Genomic DNA, 19,947 nt, shown 5'->3' on the forward strand with positions numbered 1-19,947 from the left:
TTAATTTACAAATGATTTTTCTCTATCTGGATTTTCTACATTACCTATTTTTCTTGCAAGTATCGAACCTGCTTCAACAGCATGATGCACTTGTCCTGGTTTATTGGCATCTCCTATAATGTGCACTTCAACGTCTTTTAGTTCTTCTGCTAAATTATTTACTGGTTTTGCACCACAACAGAAAATTATTTTACTAAATCCACTTAGAACTTCTTCTTTTCCATCTTTTTCAACTATAACGCCAGTACCACCTTCTGTAACTTCTAAAAGTTTTGTATTGGTACTCATTACAACGCCTTTTTCATTAAGCATTTTCATAAGAGGTACTTTATTATTTGGACATAGACCTGGTGCAATTTCACCTAACATTTCAATAATATGAATTTGGACAGGTCCTACTGCATTGTGTAATATTGTTTCCGTAACTTCACATCCTACAAGACTCCCTCCAACTACAAGAACCTTTCCATGTATTGCATCTTTAACTCTTGCAGATAACACATCACTACCTGTTACAACGTCAACATTTTCTATTCCTTTTACTTTTGGTACAAACGGAGTTGAACCAGTTGAAATAATACATACATCTGCATTTAATTCTTTTATATATTTTGCTGTTGCTTCTGTGTTTAATTTCACTTCTACATTAGATTTTTCAACTTGAGTTTTTAAGTATTTAACCCATCTTGTTAAATCTTGTTTATACGGGGGAATAGCTGCAAGATTTATTTGCCCTCCAAGTCTGTCTGACTTTTCAACTAAAGTAACTTTGTGACCTCTTTTAGCTGCAATTCTTGCAGTTTCTAATCCAGCTGGCCCACCACCTACTATTACTACATTTTTCTTTATTTTCGCTTCTGTAATAGCCATCTCTTTTTCACGACCAAGTTCAGGGTTTATTGCACATTTTGCAACTGGATTGGATCTTTCTCTTGTTATACAAGGTCCCCCACAACTTGCACATGGCCTTATGTCTTCATACCTTCCTTCAAATCCTTTATTTACAAGTTGAGAATCAGCAAGTAAAGGTCTACCAAATACTACTCCATCTACAACATCTCTTTCAACTAAGCTTTCACCAAGTTTTATATCATTAATCTTCCCAACTACAAACACAGGTACCTTAGAAACTTTTTTAATAGCTTCAGCTTCTTTTATGTTTACTCCTGGTGATTCATAGTGGCAAGGAATTATTTTCCAACACAACTCATATTGAGTACCTCCAGAAATTTCAAAAGCATCTACTCCAGCTTCTACAAATTTAGGTACTAAATACAACATATCATTTAATGTGTTTCCACCTAATACTCTTTCATCTCCTGAGATTCTCATCAGTATAGGAAAATCATCTCCAGCTTTTTTCTTTATATTTTTAATTACATCAAAGGCAAATTTAGCTCTACCATCTAAATTACCTCCGTAGCAATCTGTTCTTTTATTTCTAAGTGGTGATAAAAAAGAACCAGCTAACATATATGCATGGGCACAGTGAAACTCTACTCCATCGCAACCTGCTTCTTTAGCTCTTCTTGCAGCATCACCATATAGTTCAATTATAGCTTCAATCTCTTCTACTTTAAGTTCTCTAACTGATTTTCCTAAACCATTTATATAGTTTGAAGAAGCTACTGGTGTTTTACCAAACATCCATGATATAGATTCGGGTCCTGGATGTGTAATTTGAGGAAATAATTTTGAACCATTTGCATGAATTTCATCTACAAAGTCTTTAAATGTAGGAATAAACTTATCTTCTCCTAAGCTAATTGTAAATCCTAAATATGGAACTGAACTATCTACTGTAACTGCATCTACAATAATAAGACCTACGCCACCCCTAGCTCTTTCAACCCAGAAGTCTTTAAGTCTAGAACTTACATTTCCATCTTTTTCTTCATAACCAAGGCTCATAGGTGCCATTAAAACTCTATTTTTTATTTCAACATTGCCTATGTTAATTGGTGTATATAGTTTGAAATTATCCATAATTACTTCTCCCCTAAATAAATTTTAATAGTTGTTTTGAATTTAATTAGGTGTAATTATCTCGAATTTGGTTATTTTTAATTTTATTGTTTCGAATTAATTGAATTTAATATGATTGTATTTGAATTGATTAAAATGTAACTGTTTTGAATTTTATTGAAAATAATAAGATTTTAAATGATTAAAATATATTTCAATTTTATTCTATCAATACTTTCCATATATCGCAACATTATTTTTTAATATTTTCATATGAAAAATTATTAATATACTGTAAATTTGGTATTTGGATTACACTTTCAGTTTGTTTTTCAAATTATTTAACAGTTATTTATTTCTATGTGTTGCGCTATATGGAATATATTTTTATTATTTTTTAAATCTTCATTAAATTATGCTATACTATAATAAAAAATTATATATTTTGAAAGGGGTTTGTATAATTTTGTCTTCTCTACAAAGTTTAGATAGGGCTTTAGATATGTTAAATCTTATTAATTCCAACGGTGGCAAAATGTCCGTTTCTTCTATTGCTGAAGTTATGAACTTACATAGAAGTACTGTTCATAGAACTTTAACAACAATGTATCAAAAAGATTTTTTATCAAAAGACCCTAAAACAGGTCTTTATACTATAGGTAATAAAGCACTTGTTCTTGGATTTTCAGCTGCTAATAACCTACCAATAGCTACTACTTCAAGACCATATATGGCATTTTTAGCAGAAAAGTACAATAGTTCAGTTTCTTTATCTGTAATTGAAGGTTCAAATGTTTTTGTGATAGGGAACTATTCTGGTTACTACACTACAACTTTTTATTCACTACATAATGATCCTCTAAATTGTGAGGCTTATCGTCCTGCAGTGGCTCATTGTATGTTAGCTTATAACTGTCAATTAGAATCTTCTAATAAAGCCATACAAGTTTACCTTTCAAAAGTATCTACTAGTAGATTTAAGGATAACTTTTTTACAAATATTGATGATTTAGTTAATTACTTAAAAAAGGTAAAAAATGATGGGTATGCTTATGAATCTGGGGAGTATCACTTTGATGAAGTTTGTTACTGTGCACCTATTTTAAATAACGGAAAAGCTATAGCAACACTTAGCATATATGGACACAAATCTTACTTAAATAAATTTCATAAACAAGATATTATTGAAGATTTATTAGATATTTCAAAAACAATATCTGATTTAATTTCTAATCACTAAAGAAGTTGCAAATATTAAATTTTGCAGCTTTTTTAATTTTCTATAAAAATTTATTGACAATTTAAATTACATATCTTACGATTATCTCAATAGTTGTTTTGAAAAGTTTAATCATTTCTAATAATCTAATTATTTTGAATACTCAATTCTATTAATTGAATAAAAATTTATTTATCACTTTAAATTTTTAGTTTTATTTTATCTTATCTAGTTCATAAATCCATGTAATTGTTTTGTAATTACCATATAAAATAAACTTGAAAGGAATTAATTTTATGAAACTAAAAAATAAAGTTGCAATCGTTACTGGTGGATCACGTGGTATTGGTTTTGCTATAGTTGATAGATATATCAAAGAAGGTGCTAAAGTCGCAATATGTGGAAGTAAAGCTGAAACTGCAAATAAAGCACTAAATCTTATCCAAGAAAAATATCCTAATTCCGAAGTTATGGCAGTTCACGCAAACATGTCAAGTAGTGATGAAATCAACGAAATGTTCAAACAAGTAGTTGATAAATGGGGCTATGTTGACATACTAGTCAATAATGCTGGGATTACAGCTACAAAAGATGTTGACTTAATGACAGATGAAGAATTTGAAAAAGTTATGGACATAAATGTTACAGGAGTATTCCGTTGTACAAGAGCTGCTGTTAAAATCATGAAAGACCATGGGGGTAATATAATTAATACAAGTTCTTTGGTAAGTGTAAATGGTGCTGGTAGACAATGTGCTTATACTGCTTCTAAATTTGCTGTAAATGGTCTTACAAGATCATTTGCTAGAGAACTTGGTAAGTACAATATAAGAGTTAATGCCGTTGCTCCTGGTTCTGTTGCTACTGAAATGGTAAAAGAATTTGTTACAGACCAAATGGTTGAATATATGAAGCAAATGACTCCACTTGGAAAAATGGCTGAGCCTTATGAAATGGCTGGAGCTTATGTATATCTTGCCTCAGAAGATTCTTCATATACAACTGGTGCAACATTAAATATTGATGGTGGAATTGTAATGTAATTTTTAAATATAAAATATAACTAAGTAATAAATTTTAATAGTGAAAGGTGATATGATTATGAGCTATAATTCTTTATTTTCTCCATTTAAAATAAAAGATTTAGAAATAAAAAATCGTGTAATACTACCTGCAATGATGACAAAAATGGCTTCTCCTACTGGGCTCGTTACACAAAATTTAATTGATTATCACGTAGCAATTGCAAAAGGTGGTTGTGGACTTAACTTTACTGAAGTTTGTGCTATACACAAAAGTACTCATGGTAATGGTTATTTAGCACTTTATAACGATGAACATTTTAAAGGTATGAAAAACCTTATAGATAACGTACATAATGTTGGTGGTAAAATAGGTGTTCAAATTTGGCATGGTGGTCAAGTTGCAATAGCCCTACTTCCAAAGGATAGAACTCCTATGGTTACAGAAGGTATGACTCATGAAGATATAAAAGAAATAGTTAATTGTTATGGAAAATCAACTAAAATGGCGGTAGCAGCTGGTTGTGATGCTATAGAATTCCATGCTGCCCATACTTATCTTCCTCATACATTCTTAAGTGCTGCATTTAATAAACGTGATGATGAATATAGTGGTTCTTTAGAAAATAGAGCAAGATTTTCACTTGAAGTTATTCGTAGCATGCGTGCTAATATGCCAGAAACTATGCCTTTATTTATGCGTGTAGATGCCCTAGATGATTATGTTCAAAATGGACTTACTATAGAAGATGTAATTGAGTTTTTAAAGATGGCTAAAGCTGAAGGTGTTGATATAATTGACATTTCAAGAGGTAATAACAAGTCTGCAGCTTTAAAATATGAAGTCCCTTCAATTGATACTCCTCGTGGGTATAACATCGAAAATGTAAAAAAGATACGTGATGCTATTAAAATGCCTGTTGTTGGAGTTGGTAGAATCAATCATCCAGAAATAGCAAATAAATTTATAGAAGAAGAAAAATGCGATTTAGTTGCCATAGGTCGTGGTCAAATTACAGACCATGAATTCTGTAATAAAGCAAAAGATGGTAAAGCTGATAGTATACGTTTATGTGTTGGTTGCTTAAAGGGTTGCTTTGACTCTATAATGAATCCAAATATTCCTACAATTACTTGTATGAGAAATCCTATGGTTGGTAAAGAAGGTCAACCTATTACTAAAACAACTAATCCTAAAACCGTTTTAATAGCTGGTGGTGGTATGGGTGGTATGATGACTGCTAATATGCTAAAGGTTAGAGGTCATAATCCAATTTTATGTGAAGCTAGCAATAAATTAGGTGGTCAATTTAACTTAGCTGGATCTGCTCCATATAAAGGTGAGATGCTTGACGCTGTTGATTGGGAAACTAAAGAAGCTACTCGTTTATGTGTTGATGTTAGATTAAACACTGTTGTAACTCCTGAATTAGTATCTAAAATTAATCCTGATGAAGTAATAATAGCCACTGGTGCTGTTGCTTCAAAACCTAAAATAAAAGGTATAGAAAGTAAAAACGTATTTACTTATGAAGAAGTTTTATCTGGTAATGTTGAACTTTCTGGTAATGTGGTTATACTTGGAGGAAAAATGGTAGGCTTAGAAACTGCTCAATACTTAACTAATAAAGGCATAAAATGTACTATTATTGATGAAGCCGAAAGATTGGGTGGAGATTTAGGCTGGATTAGAAGTATGAATATACTTGAAAACATGTATGTAATAGGTGTTAATCAAGTTACTAGTGCTAAGATTATGGAAATAAAAGAAAATGAAGTTGTATATATTAAAGATGAAACTGAAAATAGTGTTAATTGCGATGCTGTAGTAATTGCTCTTGGTGCAACTTCCGTAGCTTTAGAAGATGTTCAATTAAAATGTAGAGATTTAGAAATACCTTTCCATATCATTGGAGATGCAAAAAGTCCTCGTGTAGCTTTAAATACTACTCTTGAAGGTATTGAAATTTCACTTAATTTAGATAGTGAAAATGCACTTAATGTATAATTAATTTTTAACTTTACTTTAAAAAGGATGCAACTAAATTTATAATATAATTTATTTGCATCCTTTTTAAGATATTTTTATAATCAGTATATAATTTTTATTAAAACCTTAAAAATTATTCTAAATATTTTCTCCATATACTTCTCAAATCTCTAATTTAAATATTATAGATTTTTAATAAAACTATATATAGTTTTATTAAATTCAAATATTTATTTAAATTACTAAAAATATAAAACTCTCTCCTTATATGAACTATTCATTATCGACGTAATTTTTGATTTACATTATCTATAATAAGTACTTAATAAATAATTACATCTTTCTATTGTCATCATAGTTTTTATCTTCATATCCTCAGTTTTTTCTTTTTCTTGTACCCAGTTTCTTTGTGATTCTCTCAATGCCTCAAATTGTCCTGGAGATAATGAGATTTTTAAATCTTTCCACATTTGATTTAGTATAGTATCAGCAATACTATAACTTTCCTCTATTGTCCCAACACACTGAGCATCATAAATCATAGATTGATAATAAGACTTGTTTAATGTTTCACCTTTTCTTAATTTTTTATTTTGAATTAAATTGCTATGGATATCATAGCATGTATCCGATTCTTTAATAATGTTATAGTTTTTATCGAAATTATATAAATTTATTTTTAGTATTTCATCTTTTGAAATTTGTTTACCTGGCTTGATTGACTGGCTTGCAACTAAACCTTTCAATTGATATTTCGATGTCGATACATTTTCCCCTAATTCATATTTTATATCATTATTTTTAGCAAATTCATTTACATCTGATTGGTAGAATCCTTTAAAATCAGGAATTTTAATATGTTCATAATCATCACTTTTTATATTTTCTTTAGATCTATTTTCAATCTTCGATTTTATATTTTTTTCATCGGTTTTAATGACTTTAGTATTACTAAATTTGCCTAATATTAAACCTAATATGAATACTATACTTATAATTCCAACTATAGCGCTTATAATTAATACTCTCCTCATATAAATACCTTTCTATATCTTAGTTTATATATATTCAAACCTTAATAAAGTATTTTTGACTATATAAGCTTTTATAACTGTTTAGATTATTGTCACGTATATATTATTTAGCCATAGAATTTAAATAAAATTTAAGGCTACTATCTAATACTATTTTTATAACAGTCTACATACAGAGATTTAAGTATATATAAATGCTTCTTTATTTAAGCTAATATATATTATACTAAAATTAAATCTTTTTAGATATAACTATAGATTTTATTTTTTATTCGTACTATATTTTTAACAATATTATATATATATACCCAATTTTTTTTAAAATAATAAAATATAATATTATCAACACTATATTTTAATTATTTTTTTATAAAATCTCCATTATAAAATTAATTTTTTAATTATTAGAGTTATAATTTGTATCGAATACATATATACTTATTTTTAAAATTTCATTTTTTGTCATACTCTTACCTGGCTCAACTGATTGTTTAGCAACTGTTCCTTTTAAATTATAATCTGATGTTATAATTGCTGGCCCTAGCTCGTATTTCACTCCATGTTCTTGTGCAAATTCATATACTTCTGTTTGCTTATGACCTTTAAAATCTGGTACTTTTCCATTTATATACTCTATTTCATTATTGCTTTTTTCTTTAACTACCACTTTCTCTACCTTAGCTTTATTTTCTTCTTTCTTAACTTCTTTAGGTTTATGTTTTTTTTCTTTTTTGTCAAAGTGAAATGCTATTTTTGGCAGTTCAATTTCAAATAAGTTATAATTGTTTAGTTTCATAACTACAAATCCCATTGTAAACACTATACTTATAAATACTACTGCAATACTTGTAATTAATAATTTCTTCATGTCTTTGCCTCTCTATATATCTTTGATTCATATTTAAAATCCTATTTAAATTATATTAATTTATAGAATTTTACTGTTTTTTAATAGCATAATTGAATATACTCCCTACTCAATGTTATCGTTACCTTTTATATAAAACTTTAGTTATATTTTGATTAGATTTAATTGTTTTAATATATTTACAGCTACTAGAGATTTTATATCCTATTTTAAAAGTTAATTTCATAAAAATTTTTAAGTTTCTAACTACTACTCTAAATGTTGTCTTTACTTTTATAAAATTGTATAATTTATCTACAACTATGAAGGAGATGATTTTTTGAAAGATAATTATTATAAATCAAAATATCTAAATTATCAATTTATATCTGGAGTGGCATCTTTTCTTGGCATAATATTTTTATTGATAAACTTATTCGGTGGGAGTAATTACTTTGGAGCTTTAGGTTTCCTTATAATTGGATGTACTAATTTATATGTAGTAATTCAAAATTCTAAAAACAATACAAAAAAAGCTTCTGATTCTTTATATTTATTAATTTCTGTAATAGGATTTATTGTTTGTTTATTTAATATAGCTTAGTAATAAAATAGATTTATTAAATTTTTATATAAGTATGTTTTTAAATAAAGAATCTCCTGTATTGAAATACAGGAGATTCTTTATTAATTAAAATATATCTCTAATTTTATAATATTCTTTCCCAAGTTCTTTTTGCATGCTTTCTTTAAACATATCTACACTTTTATAGAAATACATATCATGTTTTACATATTCTTTTGCCATAAATATCATGGGTTTACTTTCTGTCCAAATAACTTCTACTGAATTTTTATTTATTATTTGACCAAATACAACTTCCCTTGAGTCTGACACTACCGTTATCCATCTTCCACCCATCTCTTTATACTTTTCTGATGCAAGACCATGTCTATAGTATGACTTTAATGGAACTTTAATTTCTTCTGAGTTACTATATAAAATAGTACCTATATTAACACCTGATTCTTCAAGTTCTTTTACTTCCTCAATAATTTCTAAAAAATCTTCTTCCCATATTTGCAAGTATAATTCTTTCTTTGTATTTTTTATAATATTTCTACATTTTGCAAATACATTTTTATATTCTTTTATATGCCAGATATATTCTAAATCTGTTTTGATTTCAAATTCTTTTAATTCTTCTTCTATTTTATCCAAGGTGTTATTCATTTCATATTTTATGTTTTTACTTACTTCTTCAATATTTATAGCTGCATAAGTATTGCTATTTGAATTTTCAGTAAAAATTATAAATCCCTTACTAACTAAACTTTCTAACACATTATAAATTTTAGATCTTGGCACTAAAGACATTTTACTAGCTTCATACCCAGATAAGCTACCATTTTGTACTAATGCCAAATATACTTTTGCCTCAGAATCTGTGAGACCAATTTTATTTAATAAATTTATTTTTTGTTGCATATTAATTCTCCATTAATTTTACCATGTTTGCATTGCTCCACCTTCATCAGCAGTTCTACATGTGCTTGCATACACAGCTAATACACCTTTTTTTACTTTAGGTTCAGGTCTAACCCAATTTTTATATCTTTTATCTAGTTCTTCATCCGATATTTCTACTTCAATTATACCATTTTTCACATCGACAACTATCATATCACCATTTTCAACCAATGCTATAGGTCCTCCATCATAAGCTTCTGGGCAGACATGTCCTACTATTGCCCCATAATTAAAGCCTGAAAATCTTGCATCTGTTACTAACCCAACACTTTTATCTAATCCAAATGCAACTAAAGCATCTGTTGATAACATAACTTCTTTCATTCCAGGTGCACCTTTACATCCTTCGTAGCGAATAACAATAACATCCCCTGCAACTATTTTTCCATCTTGAATAGCTTTTAAAGCTTCAAAGTCATTTGAAAATACTTTTGCTACTCCTCTGAAGTATTTCATCTCTTCATATACTCCACTGGGTCTTATTATAGCTCCTTTTGGTGCAAGATTTCCTTTTAATACTTTAAGTCCTGAATCTTTATGTAGAGGATTTTCTAAAGGTCTTAAAACATCACTAGATTCTACTTCTATATTTTTTAATATATCTTCCCATGTGTTCCCTAAAATAGTTAAAACATTTTTGTTTAACTTTTTTTCTAACATTTTCATAACTGCAGGCACTCCACCCTCGTCATGAAGGTCTACAACATTATATGGTCCACTTGGTCTAACTCCGCATATACATTTTATTTCTTCACTTAATCTGTCAAAGTCATCTAATGTAATATCTATATCCAAATCTCTTGCAATGGATAAAATATGAAGTACAGCATTAGTTGACCCACCTATAGCCATATCAACCATTATTGTATTTAAAAGAGTTTCCTTAGTTATTAATTTACTTGGAGTAAGCCCTTTGTTTATTAATTCTATTATATATCTTCCTGCATCTCTAGCTGATCTTAATTTTATTAAATCTGCAGCCGGTATAGTCGCTGTTCCAGGAAGAACAAGATTTAATGTCTCTCCTAGTATTTGCATAGTATTTGCTGTTCCCATTACTGAACAAGCTCCAAAACTTGGGCAAACACATTCTTCCATATCTGATAGATCTTTATTATCTCCTGCTAATATAGCTATATCTACATCTGGAGCAAGTACTTTTTTACCTTTATAAACTCCTGGCATCATTGGGCCTCCAGTTACAACAAGTGTTGGTAAATCTAATCTTGCTGCTGCAAGGTATGTACCGGCTATAATATTATCACAAGATGCAACTAGTATCAATGCATCAAAGTGATGTACTTGGGTTACAAACTCTATAGACATTGACACAATATCTCTTCCTACTAATTCGTACTTTAACTCTTCTGCTCCATTACTTACATTTCCACAGGTACATGGTATTCCAAATTCTATAGGCATACCACCAGCTTCCCATACCCCTTGTTTAATTGATTCTGTTATAGTTCTTAAATGAGCAGAACCTGGTGAACCTTCCATAAAAGCATTGGCAATACCTATATGAAACTTAGTTTTTATATCCTTATCATTAAAACCTGCTCCTTTGTACATAACACGTCTATGAGCTCCATTTGGAGCATTCCAATAAGTTCTATCATCTATGTTTTTCATTATTAATTCCCCCTAAATTAATATTTTTCTTACCACTGTGTTCCTACGTTCTTTTCAATTGCCTTATCATAAATTTTCTTTGCAGTAACTACATCTTGTACAGCTATTCCCACAGTTTTAAATACTATAATTTCTTCATCATTTTCTCTTCCCAAAATTTCATTATTTATTACTTGCCCTAATTCTCCACTAAAATCGTCTTTAGTTATTGTTCCATTTTCTAATGGATTTAAAATATCTCCTGATTCTGATAATACAGCATCTGTTGATTCAAAGAATATCTTACTAGCACGAGTTAAGGCAACTGGATCTAATTCTTGCATAACTGGTAGATATGAACCTACTGCACTTATTGTAGCCCCTTTTTTTACTTTATTCCCATCAAATACTGGTTTCTTTGATGTTGTAACTGTAATTATTACATCAGCATCTTCTATTGCTTCATCTGATGATTTTGCTGCTTTAAATTTAGTATTATAATTGCTTAATTCTTCTTGCATTTGGTTAACAAATTTATTTGTTCTATCTAAATCTATATCATATATGTATACTTCTTCAAGATTTCTAGCTTCAATCATTGCTTCTAATTGAGATGCTGCTTGACCTCCAGTTCCTATTAAAGCTCCTTTTTTAGCATCTTTTCTTGCAAGAACATCAATTGCTGCCCCTGATGCTGCTCCTGTACGAAGTTGAGTAATGTATGTACCATCTAAAATTGCACTTACTTCTCCAGTTATTCCATCCATTAATAATACAGTTGCAGGTGTTACTGGTTTTCCCTTCTTTATATTATTTGGGAATACTGATACTATTTTTACTCCTGCACAATCTAAATCTTCAATATATCCAGGCATAAATAACATTGAGCCTTCTTCTTTTGGTGCTGGTATATTTGTTCTTAATGGAACTACACTTTTCCCTTCAGTATAAATCTTAAAAGCCTCTTTATCAGCCTCTATAGCATCCCTCATAGTGAAAACCTTTTTTATATCACTTTTACTTAATAACAACATATTATCCACCTCTTATTATTTTTAGTTAATTTTTTATCAATAATGATTTTTTAGTATACCCCTTTAGTAACTATTATATTTCTTTTCCCATAATTTTCAATAGATTTTATTTTTTATTTTAAATACTTTTTATTTTCTAAGCTTCGCTTATTACTTAATATTGAGTTGTAAAAATTTTTATCTATCCTAATATCAGTGGTTACTAATGAGTACATACATTTTAAAATACCTATAAATAATAAAAAAATAAGTAATATTTTCTAAAAATTCGTCTAAAGTCTTAATTTATTATTCGTATGTGATAAAAAAGGAAATAACTTATTAGTAAGTTATTTCCTTTTTATTTTTATTTTTTACTTTTTCTAAAATTTAAATATAGTCCCGCTATTGAAACTAAACCTATCCCAATATAACCTAAAATACCTTTATCTTTAGTTAAAGGGTTTAAAAAATTATTTGTTTTTTGCTTGCTATCATCACTATTAGCATCTTTGCTTTCAGTTTTACTAGAACTATTTGTTTCATTGTTTTTATTGTTAGATGACTTATAGTTACCTAAGCTTTTATTTTCTAAATCCTTTTGGTCTTCTTTTATATCTTTAGGCACTTCTTCAACAGGTAATTTCTCAGTTTTTTTATCTGTTGGCTCTACTTTTTCTAACGTATTTATATTTTCCTCTTCCTTTGCATTTGAATCTGTACTGTCTTTAGATGGAATTTTATCTATATTTGATTCTTTAGGTTTAACATTTACATTTATTGTCTTTGTTGCTTTATTTCCATCCTTGTCAGCTACCTCATATGTAACTTTATACTTGCCTGGTTGATTTGAATCTACTTCATTTTTTATTACTTTAATCTTATTTGTTAAATCTCCATCTTCTTTATCTGTCGCTACTAAAAATTCTAAAGGATTGAAATTATCACCTAAACTAATTGATCTATCATTTGCTTCAATATTTGGTATGCTATTATTTATATTTTCTTCTTTTTCTTTTGGTTTAACATTTACAAATATTGTTTTTGTTGCCTTATTTCCTTCCTTGTCGGATACCTCGTATGTAACTTCATACTTCCCTGGTTTATTTACATTTACATCATTTTTTATTACTTTGATATTCTTTGTTAAATCTCCATCTTCTTTATCTGTAGCCGTTATTTTTTCTAAAATATTAAAGTTGTCTTCTTCATTTATGTCTCTATCACTTGCTTCAATAACTGGTGTATTGTTTATAGCTTCTTCCTTTGGCTTAACATTAACAAATATTGCCTTTGTCGTTTTATTCCCATCCTTATCAGCTACTTCATATAAAACTTCATATTTTCCTTGTTTATTTATATCTACTTCATTTTTTATTACTTTGATATTCTTTGTTAAATCTCCATCTTCTTTATCTATTGCATACACCATTTCTAAAGGGTCAAAATTATTACCTATATTTATTTCTCTGTTATTTGCTTCTATTATCGGAGCACTATTTTCATTTGATTCGTTTTCTTTTACAGTTACAAATATTTTTTTTGTTGCTTTATTCCCATCTTTATCAGAAACTTCATAGATTACTTCATACTTCCCTGGCTTATTTATATCTACTTCATTTTTTATTACTTTAACCTTATTTGTTAAATCTCCATCTTCTTTATCCGTTGCACTTACTGTTTCTAAAGGATTGAAGTTTTCTCCAACTATTACTTCTCTATTATTTACTTCAATATTTGGTATATTATTTGTAATAATTTCTTTTACAGTTACAAATATACTCTTTGTCACTTTATTTCCTTCTTTATCAGAAACTGCATAGATTACTTCATACTTGCCCGGCTTATTTATATCTACTTCATTTTTTATTACTTTAATCTTATTTGTTAAATCTCCATCTTCTTTATCTTTTGCACTTACTGTTTCTAAAGGATCAAATTTATCTCCTAAGTTTACTTCTTTATCTTTTGCTTTAATATTAGGTATATTGTTTACCTCTTTTTTTCCATAATTTAATATATCCTTATATTTTTCTAAAAAATATTGTTGTCTATCCTTTGGCAACTTCTTTATAGCATCTTTTAAAACAGTTCTATTATTTCTATAAAGATCATAATTTTCAACATTATCTTTTAATTCATTTCTTAAATTTTCAGCATAAATTTCTATTGATTTTTCTAATCGTTTATTTGAATTAACATTTAGACCTTCTAGGCCTTTATCTGTTATTACAAATAAACTAGTTTTTTCACTAGGTTTGTAATCTAAGTTTTCCGTTCCATCTGAATCAAATAGTTTTAACCTCCCATTAGGTTCACTATGGTATATTTTTATCTTATATCCTGGTTTAATATCAACTATTTCTTCAGCTTTATTTGTTTTCTTATTGCCTATATAGTCCTTTTTATAAATCGAAACATTGTTTTCATTTAATACTTCAATTTCTGCATAAGCATTATTAAAGTAGCTATGTGGTTCATTTCCTAATGTTGATATTTTTAATCTATTTTTTTCTAAATCTGTTTTTATATTGGCAAATTCAGAATTTCCTAATCCTAGTAAGCTTATTTTTTGATTAAATAAATTTAAACTTTCATTACTTGAGTATGGAGACTTCATACCCAATGTATTATTCCCTCTATATACATCTATAAAGTTTATATCTGTATACTTGTTAAATTCTTTATTTTTATTATTTAAACTAACACAATATCTACCTGGTATTATATTTTTAAAAATAGTCTTTTTATCTTTATCTATAGTTAGCTTATCAATTATTCTATCTCCATCTTTTAAGTAAACTGTTTCTCCATCTAAATTATCTTTATTATCAAAATTAATTTCTAAATTACCTTTTTCTAAATTAACCTTTGTTTTTAAAATGCTTTCTGTTGATATTATCGAATATATAGATTTTAAATTATTTTCTTTTCTTATTTGCTCTGCTTTATTTTCATCTTTTATTATATCATTAAGTATAAATACATTTTTATATCTTGAATATTTTTCACTTGTTACTATACTATCTTCACTATTTTTAATTTTATAATCATCAAAGTAATTATTGAAATTATATCCTGTTGCTTTAGAGAATAATTCATTAAATACATCTCCAGCATTTTTATTTGCTAAATTACCTTTAGCATACTCTTGCCTATATAGTTTGTTGAAATCTCCAAATTTATCTTCTCCTATAAATTCAACTAAATAAACAAACATTCCTAGTTTACCTTGATATGAAGCATCATTATAACTTCCTGATTTACGAATATTTTTTAATACCGTATCTACTTCATTCCTTTTTCCATTAAATAACCATCCTTCATCTCCATTTACATATGTTCTTTGATAGAAATGAGCTAGTATGTTGTTAAATACATCAACTAAATATACGCCTCTATCCTTTATGTTATATTCATATCCATGCGCTAATTCATGTAGTGGTAACCATCCTTTACTTAAATAAGCATCAATATTGTCTCCATTTAGTGCCGTATGAGTATTAGTATAATAAGCTGCTCCGGCACCATGCTTATTAGCTTTTACAAAGTATTGAGTATCTATATTTCGATTTATTGGATTTTGTGCATTTTTATCTAGACCTAATAAATAATCATATTTATTAAGCATGTTAGTATAAAATTTTAATAATTCATCTATGTTTTTAAAATCGCTCATATTTTTCAATGTATATTTACTAGTTTTAGGAACTAACATTTGAACCTTATTATTTTCGATAAAAGCAAAATTTGTATTACTTAAAATCCACTCCTTAAAAAATCTATTTTCATCATCATGTTCTTTATATATAGGTAATTTAATAACTTTTCCATCTACTTTATATTCTACTTCAGGAGATATACTACTAGAAACTTTCCTTATAAACGGAACTGATTCATATTTATTTTCAATACTTACCCAATCACCATTTTTAGGTATCGTTATATTATTCTCTGTTTCTGAATCGTCATTTAATAAATCTAACATTAAATCCTTATCATAATCTTTATTAACTTGTCTTACCTCTATTTTCGTATTCTTAGGAAGAATAAATCCAAGAGGCTCCCTTCCGTGGTAATTCCCTCTATTTAAACCAATATTTTTCATATTAGAAAAATCACCATAAACTCCTATTTTAAGTTTTTTAACTAATTCTAAATTAGATTTAACATCAACTTTTCTAGTTATTAAGTTTAAATTTCCATCCTTATCTATTACACTATATTGAATATAGTAAGTTCCTGGATTTTTAATATCTACATTATCAAATTCAACCTTTACTTTACTAGTTATATTTCCTTCTTCTTTATCTATTGCATTAACTCCACTCATTGGATCAAATGAATCATTCATATTTAAAGTCATATCTTTAGCTTTAATTTCTGGAACAGTTCCTATTATAGGGTTTAGATTTCCATCTATAATTTTGTATTTACTAGTAATTCCAGATGAAATAGATTTTATAAAATTATTTTTAGTACTATTTTCAAAGTGTACCTCGTCACCATTTTCAAATTTCAGATTATTTAATTTATCATTAGCACTATTTCCAGTATCTGATCCATTTATTATAATCTCATTTACTACAGAGTTGTTTCTAATAATCTTTAACCTGAAATATTCATTATCATTTTTATTGTATCTTTCATTAGATTCTGATTTTGAAATTAAAGTATTCTTTGAAGTATCGAAAGTAATTATATTTAAAGGAATGTTATCATTATTATAAATAAAAATAGCTTCTTTTGATAAGTTTCTATTTACTGACTCTAAATTTAATCCTTCATTAGTTATAACAAATCTATTTTTGCTTGATGTCATTTTACCAAAGCTTTTTGAGCTAAATCTTCCAAATTCTGACCCTGATGAATTAAATACTAGAGTATCTCCTTCTTCTATTTTTAAATCTTCTATTTTAGCTAATTTATTATTTGCTTCTAGGAAAGTATCATTGCCTTTTATATCTTCCTTAAACTTTTCTTTATCTCCTCTTAATACCTCTACTGATAAAAATGTTTTATCTTTAAAATAATAGTGAACTTGAGCTGATTTATTTTTATCTGTCCAAAATATTTTAATTTTTTTAGTATTTGGATCATATCTAAACTTAGCTATACTATAGTTTCCTAGACCTCGTATATTTAATTCTTCTTTATCCCAAGGTATTATATTTTTGTTTTTATCTGTATTATTTAAAGCAATTTTCTTATCTTCAAATTTCATTATGTCACTACTATATAATTTATTTTTATCTGTATTATTTGCAAATGCGCTTTCTACAAATATAGTTTGAATTGATAAAGTCCCTGCTATTACTAAAATAATTTTCCTTTTGTTCATCTTACATACTCCTCTATGTATTTACTTTTTTTATTGTATTATGTCTCATTTAAATTACTATTTTAAAAATTCAGTTGTAAAATCTAGTCAATTTAATTTTATTTATTTTGTTATATGTATCTTTAATATTTTAAATATTTGACTTTATCAATAATAAGTTTGCAAAAACTTATTTTATTTAGTTAACGAATAAAAAACAAAAAAATTTCCTAATTTTAACTCTTTACTATAATCGTCTCTTTTTTAATTTTCTTTACTTTTTCCATTGATCTTATGTAATTTTATATAAATTAATAAAAAAATAAAAAGTATCGTGTCTAACGATACTTTTTATTTTTACAGTCATTATCTATTCCACCTATTTATATTATCAATAATAAAATACCTCATATCTATTTCTACCCTTGTTTTTAGCACTATAAAGTGCCTTATCTGCATTATCTATCATTTTATATATTCCTTCATTTTGAGAAAATTCATTTGTATATATACCAATACTAACTGTTAATATATCGCAAATCTCTGAGTATTTATGTTCTATTTGCTTTCCCCTTATACTTTCTTGTATCTTTTCAGCTATAACTTTTGCATTATCAATCGATACTTCTGGTAAAATTAAAACCATCTCTTCTCCACCATATCTTATAACTATACCTTGATCTTTAATACTGTTTTTTAAAGAGTTTGAAACTTCTTTTATTATTTCATCACCTTTAATATGCCCATAATTGTCATTATATTTTTTAAAATAGTCAATATCAATTAATATTATAGATACTTTTTTATGATCAAAATTTTTCTTGTTTTTTTCTATATAATAATCTAAATATTTTCTATTGTATAAGTTAGTCATTCCATCAATAAAATTTGACTTTTTAAGAAGCTTTATAACCTTCATTCTCGAGATTAAAATTAGTAGCAATATAATGATACTAAATATTAAAATTAACATATTAATTTTACGCTGTTGTTCTTTACTTTTTAGTTCATCTCTTTCATATAATTGAGTTGCATATTTCATATAATCTTTTTTAAATTGAATTTCAAGTTTATCTCTTTCATCCATTAGAGCTTTATTATATTTAATATAATTATCTAAATCATTTTTATTTTTATATATTTCTATAATAGATTTATATATATGCATTTCTAAACCTAGTCCATTTTGGATTGATTGTTGTAAGGTATAATTAAATATATCTAGTGATTTATCATATTTCTTTTGTTCTTTATAAAATTCTGCATAAGAAATATTTATAAATACTTCTTTATTTAAAGAAAATTCGATTTTATCATTTTTTAATAACTCTAAACTTCTATTTAAAAGTTGTTGTGCCTTTTTAAAATCATGTTTATAGATATATGCTAAAGCTAAATTATTATAGATAAGCATTTCAATATCATCCCTTGAGTCTTTATCTATATAATCTAATAAGCTATAAATCTTTTTAGAAAGATTTATAGCTTCATCATACTTATTAATTTCTATATATGAACTTATCTTATTTATATATGCCATCGATTTAGTCATAGCATTTTCAGTTTTATTCTCTATTTCTAGTCCAATTGCCTTATCATAATATTGTATAGCCATTTGGTAATCTTCTAAAATATAGTTTATATCTCCTATATTTGTAAAAACTTTTGATTTATGTATATTTACATTCCTTATATTTTTATTTGAATCCAATATTTTTATTAAATGTAAGTATTGATATATTGATTCTGAATATCTATAATCTAGGCTATATAAAAAACCTAGATTTCTAATTAAATTAATTTTACATTCATCATTTAAATCTCTAGTTTCTTGCAAATATGTATTTAAAATATTAATACTTGAATTTATTGTATCTTTATTCTTGATTAATGTGCTTATATTATCCCATATTATTTTGTTATCATTTTTATATTTTTTATCCCTTCCTATTTGTTTAAAAGCCATTTTACAATTTTCAATTAAATCATCATACTTATTTTCATGTATAAGTGATTTATTCAATAAAATATATGTATATATCTTTATGAAACTTGAATTTGTTTCTAAAATTTTATTCTTAGCTTGTTCAAAATTTTTAGACGCACTTTTATAGTCTTTATTAATATAATCTATATATCCTAATATAAAATAATACTGTGTATCCTTGTCTGTTTTGTTAATAAGTTTAGTAATTTCTCCAATATTCTTTTTATCAAAACTTTGATTATTGTATGTTTTTTCTATTTCCATCACAATGTTTTCTTTGTATAAAATTTCATCCTTTTTAAATTTTGATTTATTGTATAAATTAAAAAAATATATAGTAAAAATAATACTCATAAAAAATAGAATGGTTTTTCTTTTTTTATTTAAGTTTTTTATTCTAATCATATT

At 26.8% G+C, this 19,947-nt stretch carries 12 protein-coding genes; 4 read left to right on the plus strand and 8 right to left on the minus strand.

The features are described 5' to 3' along the window. Nucleotides 1–1,986, minus strand: coding sequence for an FAD-dependent oxidoreductase (locus ATCC9714_RS10065; RefSeq protein ID WP_077065684.1), 1,986 nt, complete (start codon nucleotides 1,984–1,986; stop codon nucleotides 1–3). A 445-nt stretch (nucleotides 1,987–2,431) separates the two neighbouring features. On the opposite strand from ATCC9714_RS10065, the gene ATCC9714_RS10070 reads away from it, so the two are divergent. From ATCC9714_RS10070 to baiCD, 3 genes are all read left to right on the plus strand, one after another. Then, nucleotides 2,432–3,205: an IclR family transcriptional regulator gene (locus ATCC9714_RS10070; protein WP_057545184.1), complete on the plus strand. Its 774-nt coding sequence runs from the start codon at nucleotides 2,432–2,434 to the stop codon at nucleotides 3,203–3,205. A 275-nt stretch (nucleotides 3,206–3,480) separates the two neighbouring features. Further along, complete coding sequence (locus ATCC9714_RS10075; protein ID WP_021129533.1) at nucleotides 3,481–4,227, plus strand: SDR family NAD(P)-dependent oxidoreductase; 747 nt, start codon at nucleotides 3,481–3,483, stop codon at nucleotides 4,225–4,227. 58 nt (nucleotides 4,228–4,285) lie between these two features. Beyond that, a complete protein-coding gene (baiCD, locus tag ATCC9714_RS10080; protein ID WP_057545185.1) occupies nucleotides 4,286–6,214 on the plus strand; it encodes a bile acid Fe-S flavoenzyme BaiCD in 1,929 nt (642 codons plus the stop codon). A 287-nt stretch (nucleotides 6,215–6,501) separates the two neighbouring features. Here the strand turns inward: baiCD and ATCC9714_RS10085 are convergent, their stop codons facing one another. Both ATCC9714_RS10085 and ATCC9714_RS10090 read right to left on the minus strand, forming a co-directional pair. Beyond that, entirely contained in the window at nucleotides 6,502–7,230 is a 729-nt protein-coding gene (locus ATCC9714_RS10085; protein WP_021125620.1) for a PASTA domain-containing protein, read from the minus strand. Between the two features lie 397 nt (nucleotides 7,231–7,627). After that, nucleotides 7,628–8,098, minus strand: a complete 471-nt coding sequence (locus tag ATCC9714_RS10090; protein ID WP_057545186.1) for a PASTA domain-containing protein — start codon at nucleotides 8,096–8,098, stop codon at nucleotides 7,628–7,630. Nucleotides 8,099–8,417: 319 nt separating this feature from the next. Between ATCC9714_RS10090 and ATCC9714_RS10095 the strand changes: the two genes are divergently transcribed. Then, nucleotides 8,418–8,681 carry a hypothetical protein gene (locus ATCC9714_RS10095; protein ID WP_021125623.1) on the plus strand — a complete coding sequence of 88 codons (264 nt, stop codon included), beginning with the start codon at nucleotides 8,418–8,420 and terminating at the stop codon, nucleotides 8,679–8,681. Between the two features lie 87 nt (nucleotides 8,682–8,768). Here ATCC9714_RS10095 and ATCC9714_RS10100 read toward each other — a convergent pair whose 3' ends face one another. From ATCC9714_RS10100 to ATCC9714_RS10120, 5 genes are all read right to left on the minus strand, one after another. Next, the gene (locus tag ATCC9714_RS10100) at nucleotides 8,769–9,566 is read right to left on the minus strand and encodes a TrmB family transcriptional regulator (protein WP_021129538.1); all 798 of its coding nucleotides are present in this window, start codon (nucleotides 9,564–9,566) and stop codon (nucleotides 8,769–8,771) included. A gap of 18 nt (nucleotides 9,567–9,584) precedes the next feature. Continuing rightward, the gene (gene ilvD / locus ATCC9714_RS10105) at nucleotides 9,585–11,240 is read right to left on the minus strand and encodes a dihydroxy-acid dehydratase (RefSeq protein ID WP_057545187.1); all 1,656 of its coding nucleotides are present in this window, start codon (nucleotides 11,238–11,240) and stop codon (nucleotides 9,585–9,587) included. 29 nt (nucleotides 11,241–11,269) lie between these two features. Next, nucleotides 11,270–12,253, minus strand: coding sequence for an ornithine cyclodeaminase family protein (locus ATCC9714_RS10110; protein WP_055328433.1), 984 nt, complete (start codon nucleotides 12,251–12,253; stop codon nucleotides 11,270–11,272). A gap of 346 nt (nucleotides 12,254–12,599) precedes the next feature. Beyond that, nucleotides 12,600–17,573: an immunoglobulin-like domain-containing protein gene (locus ATCC9714_RS10115; RefSeq protein ID WP_057545188.1), complete on the minus strand. Its 4,974-nt coding sequence runs from the start codon at nucleotides 17,571–17,573 to the stop codon at nucleotides 12,600–12,602. Nucleotides 17,574–17,943: 370 nt separating this feature from the next. Further along, complete coding sequence (locus ATCC9714_RS10120; protein WP_057545189.1) at nucleotides 17,944–19,944, minus strand: tetratricopeptide repeat-containing diguanylate cyclase; 2,001 nt, start codon at nucleotides 19,942–19,944, stop codon at nucleotides 17,944–17,946. Nucleotides 19,945–19,947 lie beyond the last annotated feature (3 nt).

The sequence above is a fragment of the Paraclostridium sordellii genome (assembly GCF_000953675.1).
Taxonomy (GTDB): Bacteria; Bacillota; Clostridia; order Peptostreptococcales; family Peptostreptococcaceae; genus Paraclostridium; species Paraclostridium sordellii.